This is a genomic window from Pirellulales bacterium (assembly GCA_019694455.1).
Lineage (GTDB): Bacteria > Planctomycetota > Planctomycetia > Pirellulales > JAEUIK01 > JAIBBY01.
On sequence record JAIBBY010000005.1, the window covers coordinates 66,999 to 83,696 of the forward strand.

The window sequence follows — 16,698 nt, forward strand, 5'->3', positions numbered from 1 at the left end:
AGAACTCATGCCGGCAATTCGCCAAGCTCCTGCAGCACGCGCCGCAATTCAAAAACATGGCTGCCCGACTCAGCCGTCGGATTGAGAACTGCATAGCGCAGTCCAGAGCGATAGACGAGCTTCAGCACTTGGACCAGCTCAGCGCGAGGGGGGCGCGACGCGCGCCATTGTTCGCCGCCCGCCGCCGCTGAACAATGCTGATTGGCCGCAGTTTCGGTGAGAAACATCGCCAACGCACCGGCGCCGTCGGGCAATGTCCACAACGCGCACTCGATCGCCGATGCGCCCACTCGATACAAGAGATAGGGTTCGAACTCGTCGTTACTAGCCATGGCGTTCTCGTGGTCGCAGTTAAGCAAGGCATGAGAAGACGGTCGATTATTCGGCATCAGCGTCGAACGCGTCGATCCGCGACATCACTTCATCGTATGTCAGCGGAATTTGCGAGAACATGCGAGATCCGGAATGTGCCACGTTGCCGGACTCACGTTGCGCGATCGCTTGCCCTGCCTCGCGTTCCAAGGCGTGAAGCCACGAGGGAAGCTCGAGCCCCGATCCGGTGGGGTCCTGGGTGAACCGTTCGAGTTCCTGTTCCAGGCTGGCAAAAGCAGCGGACCGTTCCGATGGATCCTCGGCCGTAGCGGAAACCCGCAGCAACGCTCGCATACGATCAAGCACTAGCGGAGCGACAAACCGTTCGGCGATGCGATCGGCAACGCTGGGCAAGCGAATGCCAAATTTGCGCTCTAATTCGGCCAAGCGGCGAAGATGCCAGTCAGCGGCTTGCTCGGTCTTGCCGCGGAATCCGCGTTGCCATATTTCAGCGGCTTCGTGCAGCTGCGAGCCAACGAGCACCTCGTGCGTAAAAAGCACCGGGCGCAGGTTCCAAAGGACACGTTCGTAACGGACTTTGAGGCGGAGAAAATCGAGCAGGATGTACAGCAATCCCCCCTTGTCGGACTGAGTGGCGATGTGGTTGTAGTCCTTGTACTCGCCATAGTGCTCCAGGATCGCCTCGCAGATCAACTCGATGTGCTCCGCCGCCTCGCTGCGTGGCATACGCCCGTCGAGGTCGTCGAGAATCGCCCAGCGATCGTCGTCGTCGCGGTCCTGCTGCGCGACAAGCCAGCTTTCGACCCCTTGCTGTAAAATGCCGCGCAGGTTACCCACATGAAAAAACGACTGTGTGAACAAGTCGTCGCCGTAGCGCTGAATGAACTCGACCAGCCGATCCCATTGTTTGGGCTCTGCCACTTTTTCCAGCACGGACAGACGGAGCGAACGGCTATGCAGCAGCCAACGTTTGAGCAGCTTTTCGGTTAACGGTTCGAGACACTCGACGAGTCGCTCGGCACGTTCGGCGCCGACGGCCCATAGTTGCGAGGCGTCGACCACGCTCTGCACGAGTGCGCAGAGCCCCAGGCGAAACAGGCGATCGAACTCGCTCACCGCGCCCCGGCCCACGGGGTGGCGCATCTCCATATTCTGGCTGGTCTTGAGCAGATCGCACGTTTCTTGAATCAGTCCGAGACGCGGCAATGCAGTCACGACATCGGCCACAGAGCGCTGCAACTGCTGTGAGCGCAACACCTGATCTGGCGCGCCGCCCGTGGCCAATGGGCGATATAGCAATGGTAGTTGTCCCAACTGTCGGCAAAGCATTTGCGCCTCCGGCCGGGCAGCGACTGCGTCACGCCGCAAGATGTGCCCCAAAAGGGCGCCCAGAGAATCTTGCCAGCATTCTCGCGGCATCGTCGTGCCGCCAGCGCTCAGCCGGGCAGTTAGCCAACGACGAGCATCGCTCCAGTCAATCACCACTCCGGCAACTCGATCCATCAAGGAAAGTTGCGCCATTCGCAGGCGATCGAAGTCGAGCAGCGATTCGCGAGAGCTTTCAGGAGAGGGAATGGATCGAGAATAAACCGATTGCAATAAGCGCGTAAGCGCCTGTTCGGTGGCCAGGGCATGCTCGTGCCAAGCGGCCAACACTTCGCGCGATTCAGCGTTGGCGGCGAACGAGGAATCGAGTCGCTCGCTGGCGGCCAAAGCGCGCCACAACCTGGCAATCATGGATAAGTACGCGAGATGATCGCCGAGGCGTTCCGTCTCGGCATTGAACTCGGATTCGCTGGCGCCTCCCTGCGACTCGATCAGCGAACCCTCATTGCCGTCGGCGGCGCTATCGCGGTAGACCATGCCTTCGTAGGCCGCTTGAAAAGTCGGTCCATCGGCTTCGACTTCTTCGTCTTCCACATCGACCACTTCGACCCGCTGCTCCGGCGCGGCACTGGTTGGCGCATTCCATAAATCCTCGGCGTTGGCTTCCAAAAAGTCGAAAAATCGCTGAATAAGTCGCCAGCGATCGAGTGATTCCAGATCGTCTTGGCCGAGCACATCCTGTACCCATCGTGTGGCTGGGATGGCGAACGCGTGATCGCGCTCAGCGAGCGGCGCCCGCGCATGTTGACTGGCCCACTGCACCAATAGCGCCATGGCGGGCATCCGCCGTCCGCCGTCGATAAGCGATTCGGCCAGCAATGCGTAAGCCTTGGCTGATTGTGCTTGCACGAGGTGCTCGCGCCACCAAGCCACCTGATTTGCCGCTTCGCCCGCGGCGCGAGCGGCGGCCAAGGCGCCGGCCACTTGCTGGGTAGATTGCCAGCCGGCACGACCGGCTATGTGCTCCAGACCGCTGATATCGAGGGTGGCGAAACGGTCCCACCATTCGGCCAAGTCGCGATGCTGCGTTGAAAGTCGCTCATTCGCTTCATTGTCGCCGGCGATTGCCGCGCGACATTGCAGGCGAGCATAGAGCTGAAACATCTGACGCACCAATTCGAGCAAGTCATCGACCCGATGATCGTGAATGGTGTTTTCAAGCGCGGAGAAGATGCTGAAATTACCTTGAAATCCGAGTATGTTCCAAGGATCGATCAACGCGCCGCAAGCGATGCCGCGAGAGAGCAAATCGCGAGCCGCCGAGAGGTTGTCGCCCGCGGCTGATAATTCGCCGCGCGCCACTTCTGCTTGCGCCGCGATCAGGCGAATTTGAATCTCGCAGCGCAGGCGAGCGGACGCCACGGGTACGGCCTGCGCCTGCCGACGAGCCGCTTCTGGATATCCGATACGCGAGAACAACATCGCCAGATGGACGTGCTGTAACTGCTGAGCGCGGCAACGCGCAAGCTGGTAGTTAAGGTGTTGCCGGACGGCGCCAAAGGGTTGGCGCAGTCGCGCCGCCTCCGCTTGCAGACGTTCGCCATGCGCTCCTTCAACGCATGCGAGTAGCGACTTGTAGAAGACATCACGATTGCGAGCGATTCGTGGAAGCAGCGTAGCCAAAGTGACTGAGGAGTCGTGCGCGTCGGGGCGGCCGCCGCTCACAGCCGACGCCATGAGGATGATTCCGGCGAGCGCAACCGCCGCCTCGAACAGCCGCTGTGTTCGCTGTTCGTCAGGGGACGAGTTTACCCAGGCCAACAGCGCGTCGAGCGCGACCTGTTGTACTACGAAGCGGCGATACCGCCCTGCGTTGTCGAGGTGATGCGGATCCCAAAGTCCGAATTGATAGTTTGGTCGTTTGCTTGCTGGGTGATCGAAATCGAAGGCACGAGGATCGAACGCCAGTTCGTCGAGCAAGTCGGGATTGAAGCCAGCCTCGCGTAGTAGCGATTCGTCGGCGGCGCGCAACAGTGCCAACGTTTGCTCGATCAGCTTGAGGTAGCGTCCGGTATCGACACCGGCGCCAGCGACAAACAGCGGAACGGGGCGCACGCGTTCGTGGGGATAGGGCTCCATCGGCCCGGAATGGAGAATGGCGACCGGACGATAACCGACATAATCGTTTAGCTGCCGCAGTGCGCCGGCGACGATACGGTCGGATTCTTCCCAAGGCGCGGCCTGGGCCAGAATGGCCTCCATGGCCCGGCCAATGAAAAAGGGACGGAACAGTTCTTCCGCTGGCAGATGTCCCAGCAGGTCGCAGTGAAAGGATTGATATTCGATCAGCAAACGATTGACGAGTGACAGGACGGCCGCCGCCTGGGAGATGTCGTTAAAGGCAGCGGAAGTGCCTTTGAGCCGGGTAAGCTCATCGGAGAGCAACTGTCCCAATTGCCGCCAGGTTGGTTGGTCTGCGGGCCGGTGAACGCAATGCTCGAACAACAGGTTCAGATTGGCGAGAAACTTGGGATCGCTGGCGCCGGACGAAAAGTTGAGATACCCGAGCACCTCCGAAATGGCGCGTGTGAGGCGATCTTGGGCCGTCATTCGCAGTCCTGGGCCTGGCGGGCATCGGTTTTCGATCCGTGACGCCGCCCATCCTACGCCGCGTTGTGGCGAATGGTCTAGGGCGTCGCGGCAGGGGCTGGTTCGCTGCGACTCGTCTTTGCAGGGGGGTACCCGGCCAACTAAGATAGCCAACGCCGTAAATCGTTGTGGAGCCGTACTGTGTCGCGTTGGTTGACGCTCGTCATCATGTTGTTGGTGGTTGGCGCCATTGGCGTTGCCGCATGGCGTTATCGCGCTGGTCGCGACATCTCGCCAGAGAACCAGGCGGCGCGCGAGGCAGCCGTGCAAGGCATGCCTACCAAGCGAGATTCGATCGCCGCGCTGGGTCGACTGCTCCCCAAGGGAGGCGTGATCGACGTCGGCGCGCTGGCCGGTTCACGCGTGGGCCAAATCTTAGTCGCCGAGGGTCAAACCGTCGCCTCCGGCGATCCACTGGCGCATATGCAAGAGCATGCGCTGCGGGAGACAGAATTGGCCTTTGCACGGACGCAGCTTGCCGAGGCGGAAGAGAAGCTCAAGGCGGAACTTGCCTACGCTGAGTCGGTGGTGCGCGAATCGCAGATTGGTTTAGAGCAGTCCAAGCTGCAGGTGAACCAGGTAGCGATGCAGCAAAAGAAGGTGGAGCAGTTGGCCGCCAGCGCCGAATTGGCCAACAAGAATCTCGAACGCTTGACGGGCTTGAGTGAACGTGTCGTGTCTGCACAGCAACACGAGGAAGCTGAGTTGCGAGCGCAGCAGGCGCGCATGGAACTTGCCGCAGCGAAGGAACAGCTTGAGCAATCGCACACGTCTCAGCAATTGGCGGTGGTAGGCGCCAAAGCTCGTTTGGCGGCAGCGCAGGTCAAACTCGACCGCACGCCCGCGGCTGCGCCGCTGGAATCACTGCGGCAGGGAGTGAAACTGGCGGAGCTGAAATTGGAACAATCGATCGTTCGCGCGCCGATCGACGGCCGCGTGCTGCGGATCTTGCTGCAACCGGGCGAAGTGGTCGGACAACAACCAATCATGCAGTTGGGCGCCGTGCAGCAGATGGAGGTGGTAGCGGAAGTTTACGAAACCGACATTGGCCTGATTCGATCGGGCCAGCGGGCGCTCATCACGAGCCCCGCGCTACCCGAAAAGCTTGACGGCACAGTCGAGCAGATTGGCACAATGGTCGCGCAGAACGAGGTCATGAGCCTTGATCCGGCGTCCCGGGCCGATGTTCGCGTGGTGCCGGTGCATATTCGATTGGAGAACAGCGAAGCAGCCGCGCGGCTGGTGAATCTGCAGGTGGACGTGTTGATCCAGGTCGAAGCGACGCCTGCCAGTGGCAACGAACGCGTGGGGTCGGCACTTCATACGCCATCGTCCGAATCTCAATACGCACGCGCGCCCGTCGAGTGAAAACGCCGCTTGCCTGGCACAACTTGATCCACGATTGGCTGCGAACGCTGGTGGCACTGGCGGGCGTGGGATTTGCGGTGGTGCTGATCTTTTTGCAGCTTGGCTTCTACGGTTCAGTGCTGGAGACCGCCACGCTGATCTATTCGCGATTGAATTACGACTTGCTGCTTCGCTCGCGCGAGTATCTGCATGTATCGCGACCAGGCGCATTTCCGCGGGTGCGGCTGTATCAAGCGTTGGGGCTTGTAGAGGTGTCGTCGGTGGCGACGCTGGAAGTGGGATATGTTGCCTGGCGTAACCCGGATACAAATCAGCGCCGCGCGATCTTGGTGATGGCGTTTCCGCCGGACGAGCGCGTGTTCACGTTGCCCCAGATTGAACGGCAACAATCGGCGCTACAAGAGACGGGCAATGTGTTGCTCGATCGGCGCAGCCGTCCAGAATTTGGGCCGCAGTCGATTGGCGTGTCGACCGATGTGGGACGGCAGCGGCTACGAATTGCCGGCCTATTCGACATGGGGACTGGTTTTGCAGCCGATGGAGCGATTCTGACGGGAGAGGGAACCTACCGGCGATTGTTTCCGGGGCGCCCGACGACCGATACGAGTCTGGGACTGATTCGACTGCGCAGCGGCGACGACCCTGTCGCCGTGCGAAACCAGCTTGCCGCGATTCTTCCGCCCGATGTGGAAGCGCTGACTCGGGCCGAAATTGAGCGGCAGGAGCAGCGACATTGGACGACGCAAACCTCAGTGGGAGTGGTGCTGGGCACGGGGGTGGTCGTGGCGGTGATCGTGGGAGTGGCGATCGTCTATCAAGTGCTAGCGAGCAGCATCTCGGCGCATATGGCGGAGTACGCCACGCTGAAGGCGATTGGCTACAGTTCACCGTCCATGTCGTGGATGGTGATACAGCAGGCGTTGATCCTGGCGGTGATTGGGTTTGTGCCGGGGTTGGTGGTGGCGCAGATCTTGTATTGGGTCACGCGAGCTTGGGCGCATATTCCGGTGGATATGACATGGAGCCGGATTGCGGCCGTGCTGTGCGGATCGCTAGCCATGTGTTCGTTGGCGGCGGTGTTGTCGCTGCGCAAAGTGTATTCGGCCGACCCGGCGGAGCTGTTCTGAACCCTTGCGCCGCGCGAGCGCGATTCGCGGAGCCAACGCTTGAAGAGACCTCGAACCAATCTGGCTTGGAGCAATCTGACACATAGTTGGCGTACGTTGGCGTTGGCCGTTTTCGGCATTGGCTTCGCCGTGCTGCTGATGACCATGCAGATTGGCTTTCGCAACGCAATGCTCGATAGCACGGTAGCCGCCATCGAGCAGTTGAACGCCGATCTCGTGATCACCAGCACCGCGCGTTACGCGTTCGGCGTGCCAGAGCGATTTTCGCGACGCCGATTGCAGCAATCGTTGGCCATGGAGGGCGTGGCGGCTGCTTATCCCCTGTATGTCGAGACGAGAACGGCGATGTTGGAGAACAGCGCTACTGGCATCGGACATCCAATTAGGGTGTTCGCGTTCGAGCCGAACGATCCGGTGTTTCGTTTGCCAGAGATTCGCGAGCAACAAAGCGCGCTCGCCACGCTCAACACAGCGCTGTTCGACATCAAATCGAAGCGCGAATACGGCGCCATGGACACGGGAACTCAAACGGATTTGAGCGGTCGAACGATTCGAATTGTGGGCACATTCGCGCTCGGCACCGACTTTGCCAACGACGGCAACTTGATGATTGGCGCCAGGTCCATGGCGGCGATTTTTCGCCGTCCCCGCGCAGGTCAGGATGGGATGGGAGAAGTCGACATTGGGTTGATACGATTGAAAGAGCCAGGGCAAGCCCATGTGTTACAGGCACGCTTGTTGGAGGTTCTGCCCGACGACGTCAATGTGCTGACTCGGGCCGGCTTTGGCCGGCAAGAGCGCCAGTTCTGGCAACGAAGCACTCCGGTGGGGTTTGTCTTTGGCTTGGGGACCGTGATGGGCTTTTTGGTGGGAATCATCTTCTGCTATCAAATTCTGTATTCCGATATTTCAGACCATCTGGCGGAGTTCGCCACCTTGAAGGCAATGGGGTATTCGAAGGGTTACTTCGTCGGAGTGGTGTTTCAAGAGGCGCTGCTCTTGGCACTATTTGGGTTTGCGCCGGGAATCGCGGTGGCCGGAATATTGTATTGGATCTTGGGAAGTATGACGGGGCTATTGTTGGATTTAACCGTGCCGCGTGCGCTGCTCATTCTCGCACTGACCTTGGGCATGTGCCTGGCGTCGGCGGCGCTGGCGGTGCGAAAGGTGCTCTCCAGCGACCCCGCGGAGTTGTTTTGATGGCAGTGTCATTCAATGAATCGTTTATTGTGCCGTCAGCGACCACCGGCGCAGCTTCCCGAGCTTTGCGGCCGAGCGAGGCGCCAAGCGTCGCTGTGCGCGGGCTGAATCACAGCTATGGCGACGGCGAGCTTGCCAAGCAAGTGCTGTTTGACAATCAGTTGGAGCTTTTGCCGGGTGAGATCGTCATCATGACGGGGCCTTCGGGTTCGGGAAAAACCACCTTGCTCACGTTGATTGGCGGACTGCGGAGCGTGCAGCAAGGTTCGTTGCTAGTGCTTGGATCGGAAATGCGAGACCTGGACGAGGCGGATCTGACGCGAGTGCGGCGCAAAATCGGCTTCATCTTTCAGGCGCATAATTTGTTCGAGTCGCTGACCGCATTTCAGAATGTGCGGATGGCGCTGGAACTGGAGCCGCGCACGGCGGAGGAAATGAAGCGCCGCTGCATTGAGCTGCTGACGCAATTGGGGTTGGGACAGCGGCTCGATCACAAGCCGGCGGCGCTCTCTGGCGGACAGCGGCAGCGCGTGGCCATAGCGCGGGCGCTGGCGAGCTCACCTCGCTTGATCTTGGCCGACGAACCGACAGCCGCACTGGATCGTCAATCGGGGCGCGACGTGATTCAACTGTTTCAGGACGTGGCTGAGCGGCTAAAGACCACGATCTTAATCGTGACGCACGACAATCGCATACTAGACGCCGCGCATCGCATCGTGAATATGGTCGATGGCCGCATTATCTCGAACGTGCATGTGAAAGAATCGGCGGAGATTGTGGCGTTCTTGCGGCGCTGCCCTTTGTTCAACACGCTGACGCCGGGACAGATCGGCACCATGGCCGACGAAGTGGCCTACGAGCGGCATCCGGCAGGAACGACCATTGTGCGCAAGGGAGATCCTGGGGACAAATTTTATGTAATCAAGAGCGGCACAATCAAAATCGTGGACCGAGAAAAGCTCGGCGCCGAGCAGGAACCGCACCTCAAGAGCGGAGAGTTTTTTGGCGAAGTGGCGCTCATGACGGGCGAGCCACGCAATGCGACCGTAATCGCCGAAACCGACGCGGAGTTGTACTCGCTGGGCAAGTCGGAGTTCGCCGCGGTGCTTAAGGGGAGCGAAACGTTCGAAGAGGAGTTTCGCAAGGTCGTCTTTGAACGACAGTGATGACGCGCTGCGGGTGTTTACGGCAGTTTTTGGGCCAGCAGCCAGTTTTCCAGGTTCACCTGTTCAACAAACGGCGCTCGCAGTAGGACGGCGCGGCTCGATAAGACCTTGTTCAGCCATTGCCGGCGCACAATGCGCGAGATGGCGCGGCGGCCTAGCCGCGCGGGCGAGCGGCCACGGAGTTGCAGGCTGACGTTATCGCTCAACCGCTGAAATGTCGCAGGCACCAGATTAGGATCGGGGCCGACGTGAATGACGGTTTCGACGCCGGCGGCGAGTGTCTCGCAGACCACGTCCCAGAGCCGCTGGGGATGATCGATCCACTTGTTGAGGATCTCGCGGCTGTTGTAGTCGTTGTAACTGGCCTTGCCGGTGACCATGGAAATGACGGGGGGCTTGGGTTCAACAAACCCGCCGGGCATGGTGTGCTGGATGACGGCCGCTCGGTTTGGCAAGCCAGCCTGCCAGAGGATCGGCGTGTGCAAAGGCGGCCAACGATGATCGTTCTTGCGAAGGTGCACCTGATCGGAGACCTTTTCTTTCATACGTTGTTTGAACCGGTCGACAGTGGAACCTTGGCCGAGCAATAGCAATGTGTTGGGAGAGAGCAAGGCCGAAATGCCGATAATACCTTGCCCTTCGGTATTGATTTCAAGGCAGAGCCGTTGCACCGCGTCGTAACTGAGCTCGGCGCCGCGCGAGAAGAGCACGCCCATGGTGCAATCTCTAGCCAGTTCGACGCATTCGCGGGCCAACGACAGCGGCGGCTCAAGAATGTGCTGAGCCTTGTAAACACCGCAGGCAATCAATGCGGCGACTTCGCCAAGGCTGTAGCCGAAGCTGACTTTGGCTTTTGTCCAGTGGACGTCGAAGAACCGCTCCAGTATTTCAAGCTGGGCCAACTCCATCGCCACAATCAGGCCGATATCCTCGCCAAACGATTCGAGGGTTGATTCGCGTTGATCACGAACGCGGGCGACAAGGTCGAGCTTTTCGTGCGTCGATTCGCTGGTGATATCCGACAGCTCACGCAAATGACGTTCGACGATCGGACCATATGCCGCATGATTGAGGAACTCAGTGCTGCGGCCGAGGTTGGTGACATTGTATCCGCGAAAGGCGATGGCGCCGGTTTTCAAGCGGTCGCGCAAGTCGTTCGGCGTTACCCAGTTGATGCGGTCCAAGGCAGCGGCTGTCCCTTGCTGGCAAAATATGAAGTCGGTGAGCCGGTCCAGTATTTCTAGAAAGATAGCAGACGAAAAGCCGTCTTGCGGGAATAAACTGGCCGGTTGAGCAGCGACACGCTGGGGAGTAGAACACGAAGGCTGCTAAATCTCGATGTTTTTGGGCGCCTTGGTCGATGGGGCCATTGTTCGGCGCTTGGCCGGAAATCCACAACTGGGCAGCGGATGGTCCATGGAATTACTTGGCAGAATCGCGGTCGTTACAGGTTCAAGCAGCGGCATTGGGCGGGCAGTCGCGTTGGAACTGGCCCGCGCCGGAGCGGATGTTTTGATTCACGCCCGTGAGTCATGGGAGGCGGCCGAGGAGACTGCCCGTTCCGTGGCAGCGTTGGGGCGCCAAGCAACCGTGGTCTTAGCGGACCTGGCTCGCCACGGCGACCAAGACGCATTGGTGGAGGCGGCTTATCAGTGGCGCGGCGAAGTCGATGCGTGGGTGAACAATGCGGGCGCCGATGTGTTGACCGGCGACGGCGCCGGATGGGGCTTTGAACAGAAGCTGGAAGCGGTTTGGCAGGTCGACGTGACGGCGACAATGCGCCTGACGCGAGCCATTGGCGAGCGGATGAAGACGCGCGGGCATGGCGCAATCATCAACATCGGCTGGGACCAGGCGACCCAAGGCATGGCGGGGGACAGTGGTGAGTTGTTCGCTGCCAGCAAAGGGGCCATTATGGCGTTTTCGAAAAGCGCTGCCCTATCGTTGGCGCCTCAAGTGCGTGTGAATTGCGTGGCGCCGGGCTGGGTCAAGACAGCCTGGGGAGAACAAGCCAGCGAGGCGTGGCAGAAGCGCGCGGTTCGCGAGTCGCAACTTGGCCGCTGGGGGTCGCCAGAGGACGTGGCAAGGGCAGCTCGCTTTTTGGCGTCACCAGAGTCGAGCTTTCTCACCGGGCAGGTAATCAACGTGAACGGCGGCTTCAGGCCGCGCTAGCCGGCCGAGACTGCAGCTTGGTTCGCGGTTTGCGGTGATCCTTCCAACGGCGGTGCAACCACCAGTATTGCTCGGGCGCCTCCCGAATCATGGATTCGAGCTGTGTGCTGTACCATTGAGTCAGTGGCCGCACGCCGACAATCTCGCTTTCAGCCTGAGGATCGAGCCAGGAATGAATCGTGAGCTCGTAATGCAGCGGCCGGCCTAGTCGCCGCGCGCAGCCAACAACGAGATGTGCGTTGTGCTCCATCGCCAAGAGCGCAATGGCCTTATGCGCCGAGGCGGGTCGGCCGAAGAATTCGATCCAGCAGCCCTTGGTTCCGGCATATTGATCGGCCAGAAAATTCATCGTGCCACCGGCCTGGAGAACCGTGAGGATTTGATCGTAGCCTCCTTTCTTGGGAACGATAAACTGACCTGTGAGTCCGCGAAAACGATTCAGGAAGTCGTCGAGATAGGGATTGTCGAGGGTGCGGGCGACCGAATAGGTGGGGAATCCGAGCACCCCCAGGATATAGCCGGCGAGCTCGAAGTTGCCGTGATGCGCTGTGACCATCATCACCGGGCGATCGGAGAGCAGCCGCTGGACTGCGGGTCGAGAGTTGCGCAATTGGGCGAACTCGCGCCAATTGGTATCGTGGATCTTGCGCGGAATGTGGGCGATTTCGGCGACAAACAAAAACAAGTGCCGCCACATGAGGCGGGAGACTCGCTTGCGGCGATCCGGAGACCAGTTTGGGTAGGCGTGCGCCAAGTTCTCGTCGATGAGCTTAGCCCGCATTCGGAAGACGCCACCCACCAACCAACCTAGCCAATCAGCGGCCTGCGCGCAGGATTCCAAAGGCAGGGCCTGTACCAAGCAAATCGCCAGCCGCACGGCGACGTAACCGAGCCATTGCAGCCAAGTGCCTCGCGGCATCGTGTCCCTCCCTGGAACCAGTGCGGATCGTCAGAACGAGATTTTCGCAGGGAAGGCCCGATGCTCAAAGAGCGGTTTCGAAACGCTATTTGGCCTTGATTTTCCGCGCCTTGAGCGATGGATCGGATGCGAGCGGCAACTTTACCGGTCGACCGAGTTCGGCTGATTTGTAGATTGCCAGGATGATCTCAACAGACCGGCGGCCTTCGGGACCATCAACCTCCGGTCGTGTGCCTTTGTCGATCGCGGCGCAGACGTCCCGAAACTGCAGGGCATGGCCGTGATGGCCGATGGCCGTGGGGTCGCTGGCGCCGCCACCTGTGCTGTGCGACTCTTCCATGCGCCGGCGCACTTGGGCGTCGCGCCGCCCAGCCTTGGCGAAGTCCCATTTGACAATGTCTTCTTCTTCCATCACCGCGGATCCGGCGGAGCCGTGTATCTCGATCCGCTTGAGATACCCCGGATAGGCTGCGGTGCTCGCCTCAATAACGCCCAGCGCGCCATTGGCAAAGCGCACCGTGGCCACGGCAGCGTCTTCGACCGCAATGCGCTCATGAGCTAACGTGCCGGTCATCGCGCTGACTTCGATCACCGGCCCCATGAACCAAGTGAGCAGATCGACGCTGTGAATGGCCTGATTCATCAGCGCGCCGCCGCCATCCAATTCCCAAGTGCCGCGCCAAGCTCCGCTGTCGTAATACGACTGAGGACGAAACCATTTGACATAGGCGTCGCCAAGCGTAAGCCGTCCGAAACGTTGCTCGGAGATGGCGCGCTTGATTTCGATACATGATTCATGGAAGCGCGAGGGAAACACCGTGGAGACGTGTACGCCCGCCTTGTCGCAAGCGTTGATGATTTGATCGCAGCGCTTGAGAGTGATTTCGAGCGGCTTTTCGACGATGACATGCTTGCCCGCCTTGGCTGCGGCGACGGCGGGCTCTAAATGCGCTCCACTAGGCGTGCCAATCGTGACGATCGTGACCGCCGGATCAGCAAGCATTTCATCGAGTCGATGGTAAGCGCGGCAACCGGTGGCTTGAGCCAGCCGATCCGCGGCGGCAGGGACGGCGTCGAAACACGCAACCAATTTGGCGCCGCGAATATCGCGAATCGCCTTGGCATGAAAGTTTGAGATCATGCCACAGCCAATTACGCCAAAGCCATGTGCCATTGCAACTCTTCTCCCATACCGATATGTCCAAGACGCGGATTATAGGCATTCGCGGCAGCCGGGTGAACATCGCAAGGCGCGCCGCGAATGGCATGTGTCGAGTTAGCTCGGCAATTCGCCCGATTGCAAAATGATCCAAAGCGTCAAGAGACTGGCGCCGTTGAAGCACATGTGCATGACCATTCCAGGCCAAAGCCGATGAGTTTGGCGATAGAGGTAGCCCAGTCCTAACGCCAGTGGGAAGAGCGCGATCGGATCGGGACCTTGTGAACTGTGCAATAGCGCGAATAGCGCTGCGCTAGCGGAAACGGGGAGCACACCACGGGGTACAGCGGCCAGAAAGGAGTGATCTGCATACCACTCGTCTTCTTTGCTTTCGAGCCAGCCTTGCAAGATCACGCGAAAGAAGAATTCTTCGACGACGGGCGCCACGAACACGGCGAGCAATAGCGCGATGGCGAGCATGTCGCTGTCTGGTCGCTCTTCGAGCGATTTGAGCAGCGGATGTTCGGAAGGAGCCAAATATCTAGTGACTAAGCCGTGTATTGCATAGACCGGGATGCTGGCCAGCATGCCGGCGACGCCGAGCGTGATGTCGTTGAGTGGGCGTGCGGGCAGGATCCCCAGGTCGCGCCATGATGCGCCGGCGAAATGTCGAAAACCCAACGCAACCACTATGCAGGCCCCCAGAGATGCCATCGCCTGTGTGAGCCCGACAAGCGGTGAGATGCGAAGCGGCGGCGGATCGATTTTGGACTGGTCGGTTGCGCTGGTGGTGACTTGCGGTTGAGTGATTGAATTCTTCTCCAACAGCGCCACAATTGGCGCGAGGGAGTAGGCGCAGAACAGCAAGAGGGCCACCGCGATCAGATCGGGGCCTGTCCAAGGAACCGGGAAGCGTGACCCATAGGGGACGACTGGCTTGCCGGCGCTGCGGCGCGAAAAAATAACGCCCCAAGTCGCCAAGCAGCCGAAGACACAGGTCGTCGCCAAGAGACCAAATAGATTGGCGGGCTGCATGTCGGCTCTTGATACGCGAACTTCAGAACTTGCAGTTTCTCTGGCAGCAGCGTTCTACCGGCGAATCAGGCTAATTGCGGCGATGACGTACACCGCTCCAGAATAGATCGTCAGCACCACCGCGGACCAGACCGAAGCTAGCACGAGATACCAGAGCCATGCAGGCGCCACAACGCCAATGGCATCGTACGAGAGATAAAACAATGACATGCCAACCGCCACACACTGCAGCACCATCTTGAGTTTGCCCGACATCGCGGCGGAAAAGTTCACCCCCTCTCCTTCGAGATGACCGCGCAGCGCGGTAACGAGCAGCTCGCGGGCGACGACAACCACGGCCATCCAGGCCTTGACGCCGGAGTTGGCCTCGGCGACCAGAAAGATGAACGCGCCGCAAATAATGACTTTGTCGACGAATGGATCGAGAATCCGCCCCAGCACTGTCACCAAGTTGTATTTGCGGGCAAAGTAGCCATCGAGCCAATCGGTTGATGCTGCGATGATGAAGACAATGGTGCTGGTGAGATGGTAGCGAAAGGCCATCAAAGCAAAGAGAACGACTGACAGGATTAGCCGCAGCACGGTAAGTTGGTTCGGCAGGTTGAACACCGCAGCGCCCGCTGTGTTCTTTGCAGAGACCGACATGGCAACCTCCTGTCTAACCGCCTGGAAAAGCAAACCGTCGTGGTCTCCTTCCCCGTCGCCGCGAGCGCAGCTACGCTGCTGCGAATCGCGCAAGCCCGGCGAATGCTACCCCGGACTGCTAGCTCGGACGACCGACTGCAGCCCCCACTAGATCATAGCCGCTGGCGGCGACGATTTCACAGCGCGATAGTTTGCCGGGCTGGAGATTTCGTCCGGTCACGTAGACCACTTGATCGATGTCGGGCGCGTCGGCATGGCCACGGGCGATCCAGGCATGGCGTTCGCCTTCTACTGGACGGTCGATAATCACCTCAATCTGCTTGCCGAGCTGCCGCTCGTTCCACTCGAACGCCACTTGCTGCTGAATGGCCATCAGCTCGTCGCGCCGGGCCGATTTGACTTCTTCGGAGACATGCTCCGGCAATCGGGCGCTGGGTGTGTCGGCCTCGAACGAATAGGTGAAGACGCCGGCGCGCTCGAACTTTTGCTCGCGCACGAAATCAGCGAGTTCGGCAAAATGCTCGTCGGTTTCGCCAGGAAATCCGGTAATGAAGGTGGTGCGCAGCGTCAAATTGGGGATGTCTGAGCGCAGGCGCTTCAAGAGCGCCTCGGTCTCGGCGCGATTGACGCGGCGCTGCATGCGTTTGAGCATCACATCGTTGATGTGTTGCAGTGGAATATCGAGATACGGCACGACCTTTTTGCTGTCGGCGATGCGGCGAACCAACGGATCGTCGATGTACATGGGATAAAAGTACATTAAGCGGATCCAATCAATCCCGTCGACCTGCTCCAGTTCTGCCAACAACTCGGTGAGCCGCGGCTGGCCATAGAGGTCCATGCCGTAATAGGTGGTGTCTTGCGCTACGATGATCAACTCGCGCACGCCACTGGCGGCCAGCTCGCGCGCCTCGGCCACAACGTCTTCCATCGCCTTGGTGGCGTGTTTGCCACGCATCTTCGGGATAGCGCAAAAGGTGCAAAGCCGGTCGCAGCCTTCGGAGATTTTGAGATACGCGAAATGGCGCGGCGTGATGCGCAAGCGATCGCGATCGGAAAGTGCCCGAGCCGGAGCCGGTTGAAACACGGTGCGCTGCTCGACCAACCCGCCCAGCAGGCGATCGGCGACCTTGGTCACCTGATCGCGGCCGAAAACTCCGACCAAATGATCGATCTCGGGGCACTGCTCCAGGAGTTTCGCTTTTTCACGTTCTGCCAAGCACCCGGAGACAATCACTCCCTTGATCGCGCCCGCGCGCTTGAGGGCGAGCATCTCCTCAATCGCGGCGAACGACTCGTTGCGTGCTTGTTCGATGAAGCCGCACGTGTTGATCACGACAAAATCGGCCTTCTGCGGCTCGAATACCAGTTCGTAGCCATCGAGTTGCAGGAGGCCGAGCATCCGCTCGCTGTCGACCAAGTTCTTGGGACAGCCGAGGCTGACAAAGGCGTAGCTGCCCTTTGTCGCGGTGGGAGCAGCTGGTTCAAAAGCGATGGACAATGGTGGAGACGCCTATAAGCAACGAGGAAATATGAACCATGAATGGTACTCGCTCGTGGCCAACCGGGTAAGGACGCTCGCGATTCACCGCATCGAGA

13 protein-coding genes are annotated in these 16,698 nt (G+C 59.8%); 5 read left to right on the top strand and 8 right to left on the bottom strand.

What is annotated here, in order from left to right; genetic code table 11:
• Positions 1-5: 5 nt before the first annotated feature.
• On the bottom strand, positions 6-332 hold the full coding sequence (locus tag K1X71_03880; protein MBX7072263.1) for a hypothetical protein: 327 nt from the start codon (positions 330-332) through the stop codon (positions 6-8).
• A gap of 46 nt (positions 333-378) precedes the next feature.
• The gene (locus tag K1X71_03885) at positions 379-4,269 is read right to left on the bottom strand and encodes a hypothetical protein (protein ID MBX7072264.1); all 3,891 of its coding nucleotides are present in this window, start codon (positions 4,267-4,269) and stop codon (positions 379-381) included.
• 180 nt (positions 4,270-4,449) lie between these two features.
• Between K1X71_03885 and K1X71_03890 the strand changes: the two genes are divergently transcribed.
• Genes K1X71_03890 through K1X71_03905 form a run of 4 tightly spaced genes read left to right on the top strand, consistent with a single transcriptional unit; the run spans position 4,450 to position 9,169 of the window.
• Entirely contained in the window at positions 4,450-5,676 is a 1,227-nt protein-coding gene (locus K1X71_03890) for an HlyD family efflux transporter periplasmic adaptor subunit (protein MBX7072265.1), read from the top strand.
• A complete protein-coding gene (devC, locus tag K1X71_03895) occupies positions 5,673-6,803 on the top strand; it encodes an ABC transporter permease DevC (protein ID MBX7072266.1) in 1,131 nt (376 codons plus the stop codon). Before K1X71_03890 ends, devC (K1X71_03895) begins: the two co-directional genes overlap by 4 nt.
• Positions 6,804-6,842: 39 nt before the next feature.
• Positions 6,843-8,003, top strand: a complete 1,161-nt coding sequence (gene devC / locus K1X71_03900) for an ABC transporter permease DevC (protein MBX7072267.1) — start codon at positions 6,843-6,845, stop codon at positions 8,001-8,003.
• On the top strand, positions 8,003-9,169 hold the full coding sequence (locus K1X71_03905; GenBank protein MBX7072268.1) for an ATP-binding cassette domain-containing protein: 1,167 nt from the start codon (positions 8,003-8,005) through the stop codon (positions 9,167-9,169). The genes devC (K1X71_03900) and K1X71_03905 overlap by 1 nt, the downstream gene beginning before the upstream one ends.
• A 17-nt stretch (positions 9,170-9,186) precedes the next feature.
• On the opposite strand, the gene K1X71_03910 is transcribed toward K1X71_03905, so the two are convergent.
• Positions 9,187-10,353, bottom strand: coding sequence for a hypothetical protein (locus K1X71_03910; protein MBX7072269.1), 1,167 nt, complete (start codon positions 10,351-10,353; stop codon positions 9,187-9,189).
• A gap of 232 nt (positions 10,354-10,585) precedes the next feature.
• Between K1X71_03910 and K1X71_03915 the strand changes: the two genes are divergently transcribed.
• Positions 10,586-11,341, top strand: coding sequence for an SDR family oxidoreductase (locus tag K1X71_03915; GenBank protein MBX7072270.1), 756 nt, complete (start codon positions 10,586-10,588; stop codon positions 11,339-11,341).
• Here K1X71_03915 and K1X71_03920 read toward each other — a convergent pair.
• The 5 genes from K1X71_03920 to rimO all read right to left on the bottom strand — a co-directional run bounded on the left by K1X71_03920 (position 11,328) and on the right by rimO (position 16,600).
• Positions 11,328-12,260 carry a lysophospholipid acyltransferase family protein gene (locus tag K1X71_03920; GenBank protein ID MBX7072271.1) on the bottom strand — a complete coding sequence of 311 codons (933 nt, stop codon included), beginning with the start codon at positions 12,258-12,260 and terminating at the stop codon, positions 11,328-11,330. The genes K1X71_03915 and K1X71_03920 overlap by 14 nt on opposite strands.
• An 85-nt stretch (positions 12,261-12,345) precedes the next feature.
• Entirely contained in the window at positions 12,346-13,434 is a 1,089-nt protein-coding gene (locus K1X71_03925) for a Gfo/Idh/MocA family oxidoreductase (GenBank protein ID MBX7072272.1), read from the bottom strand.
• 102 nt (positions 13,435-13,536) lie between these two features.
• The gene (locus K1X71_03930) at positions 13,537-14,454 is read right to left on the bottom strand and encodes a CPBP family intramembrane metalloprotease (protein ID MBX7072273.1); all 918 of its coding nucleotides are present in this window, start codon (positions 14,452-14,454) and stop codon (positions 13,537-13,539) included.
• 54 nt (positions 14,455-14,508) lie between these two features.
• Positions 14,509-15,099, bottom strand: a complete 591-nt coding sequence (gene pgsA / locus K1X71_03935) for a CDP-diacylglycerol--glycerol-3-phosphate 3-phosphatidyltransferase (GenBank protein MBX7072274.1) — start codon at positions 15,097-15,099, stop codon at positions 14,509-14,511.
• 118 nt (positions 15,100-15,217) lie between these two features.
• Complete coding sequence (rimO, locus tag K1X71_03940) at positions 15,218-16,600, bottom strand: 30S ribosomal protein S12 methylthiotransferase RimO (GenBank protein MBX7072275.1); 1,383 nt, start codon at positions 16,598-16,600, stop codon at positions 15,218-15,220.
• Between the last annotated feature and the right edge of the window lie 98 nt (positions 16,601-16,698).

Excerpts from the sequence above, each read along its gene's own strand:
- pgsA (MBX7072274.1), bottom strand. The coding sequence starts at position 15,099 with ATGTCGGTCTCTGCAAAGAACACAGCGGGCGCTGCGGTGTTCAACCTG.
- K1X71_03885 (MBX7072264.1), bottom strand. The coding sequence starts at position 4,269 with ATGACGGCCCAAGATCGCCTCACACGCGCCATTTCGGAGGTGCTCGGG.
- K1X71_03880 (MBX7072263.1), bottom strand. The coding sequence starts at position 332 with ATGGCTAGTAACGACGAGTTCGAACCCTATCTCTTGTATCGAGTGGGC.
- K1X71_03925 (MBX7072272.1), bottom strand. The coding sequence starts at position 13,434 with ATGGCACATGGCTTTGGCGTAATTGGCTGTGGCATGATCTCAAACTTT.
- K1X71_03920 (MBX7072271.1), bottom strand. The coding sequence starts at position 12,260 with ATGCCGCGAGGCACTTGGCTGCAATGGCTCGGTTACGTCGCCGTGCGG.
- K1X71_03915 (MBX7072270.1), top strand. The coding sequence starts at position 10,586 with ATGGAATTACTTGGCAGAATCGCGGTCGTTACAGGTTCAAGCAGCGGC.
- K1X71_03930 (MBX7072273.1), bottom strand. The coding sequence starts at position 14,454 with ATGCAGCCCGCCAATCTATTTGGTCTCTTGGCGACGACCTGTGTCTTC.
- K1X71_03905 (MBX7072268.1), top strand. The coding sequence starts at position 8,003 with ATGGCAGTGTCATTCAATGAATCGTTTATTGTGCCGTCAGCGACCACC.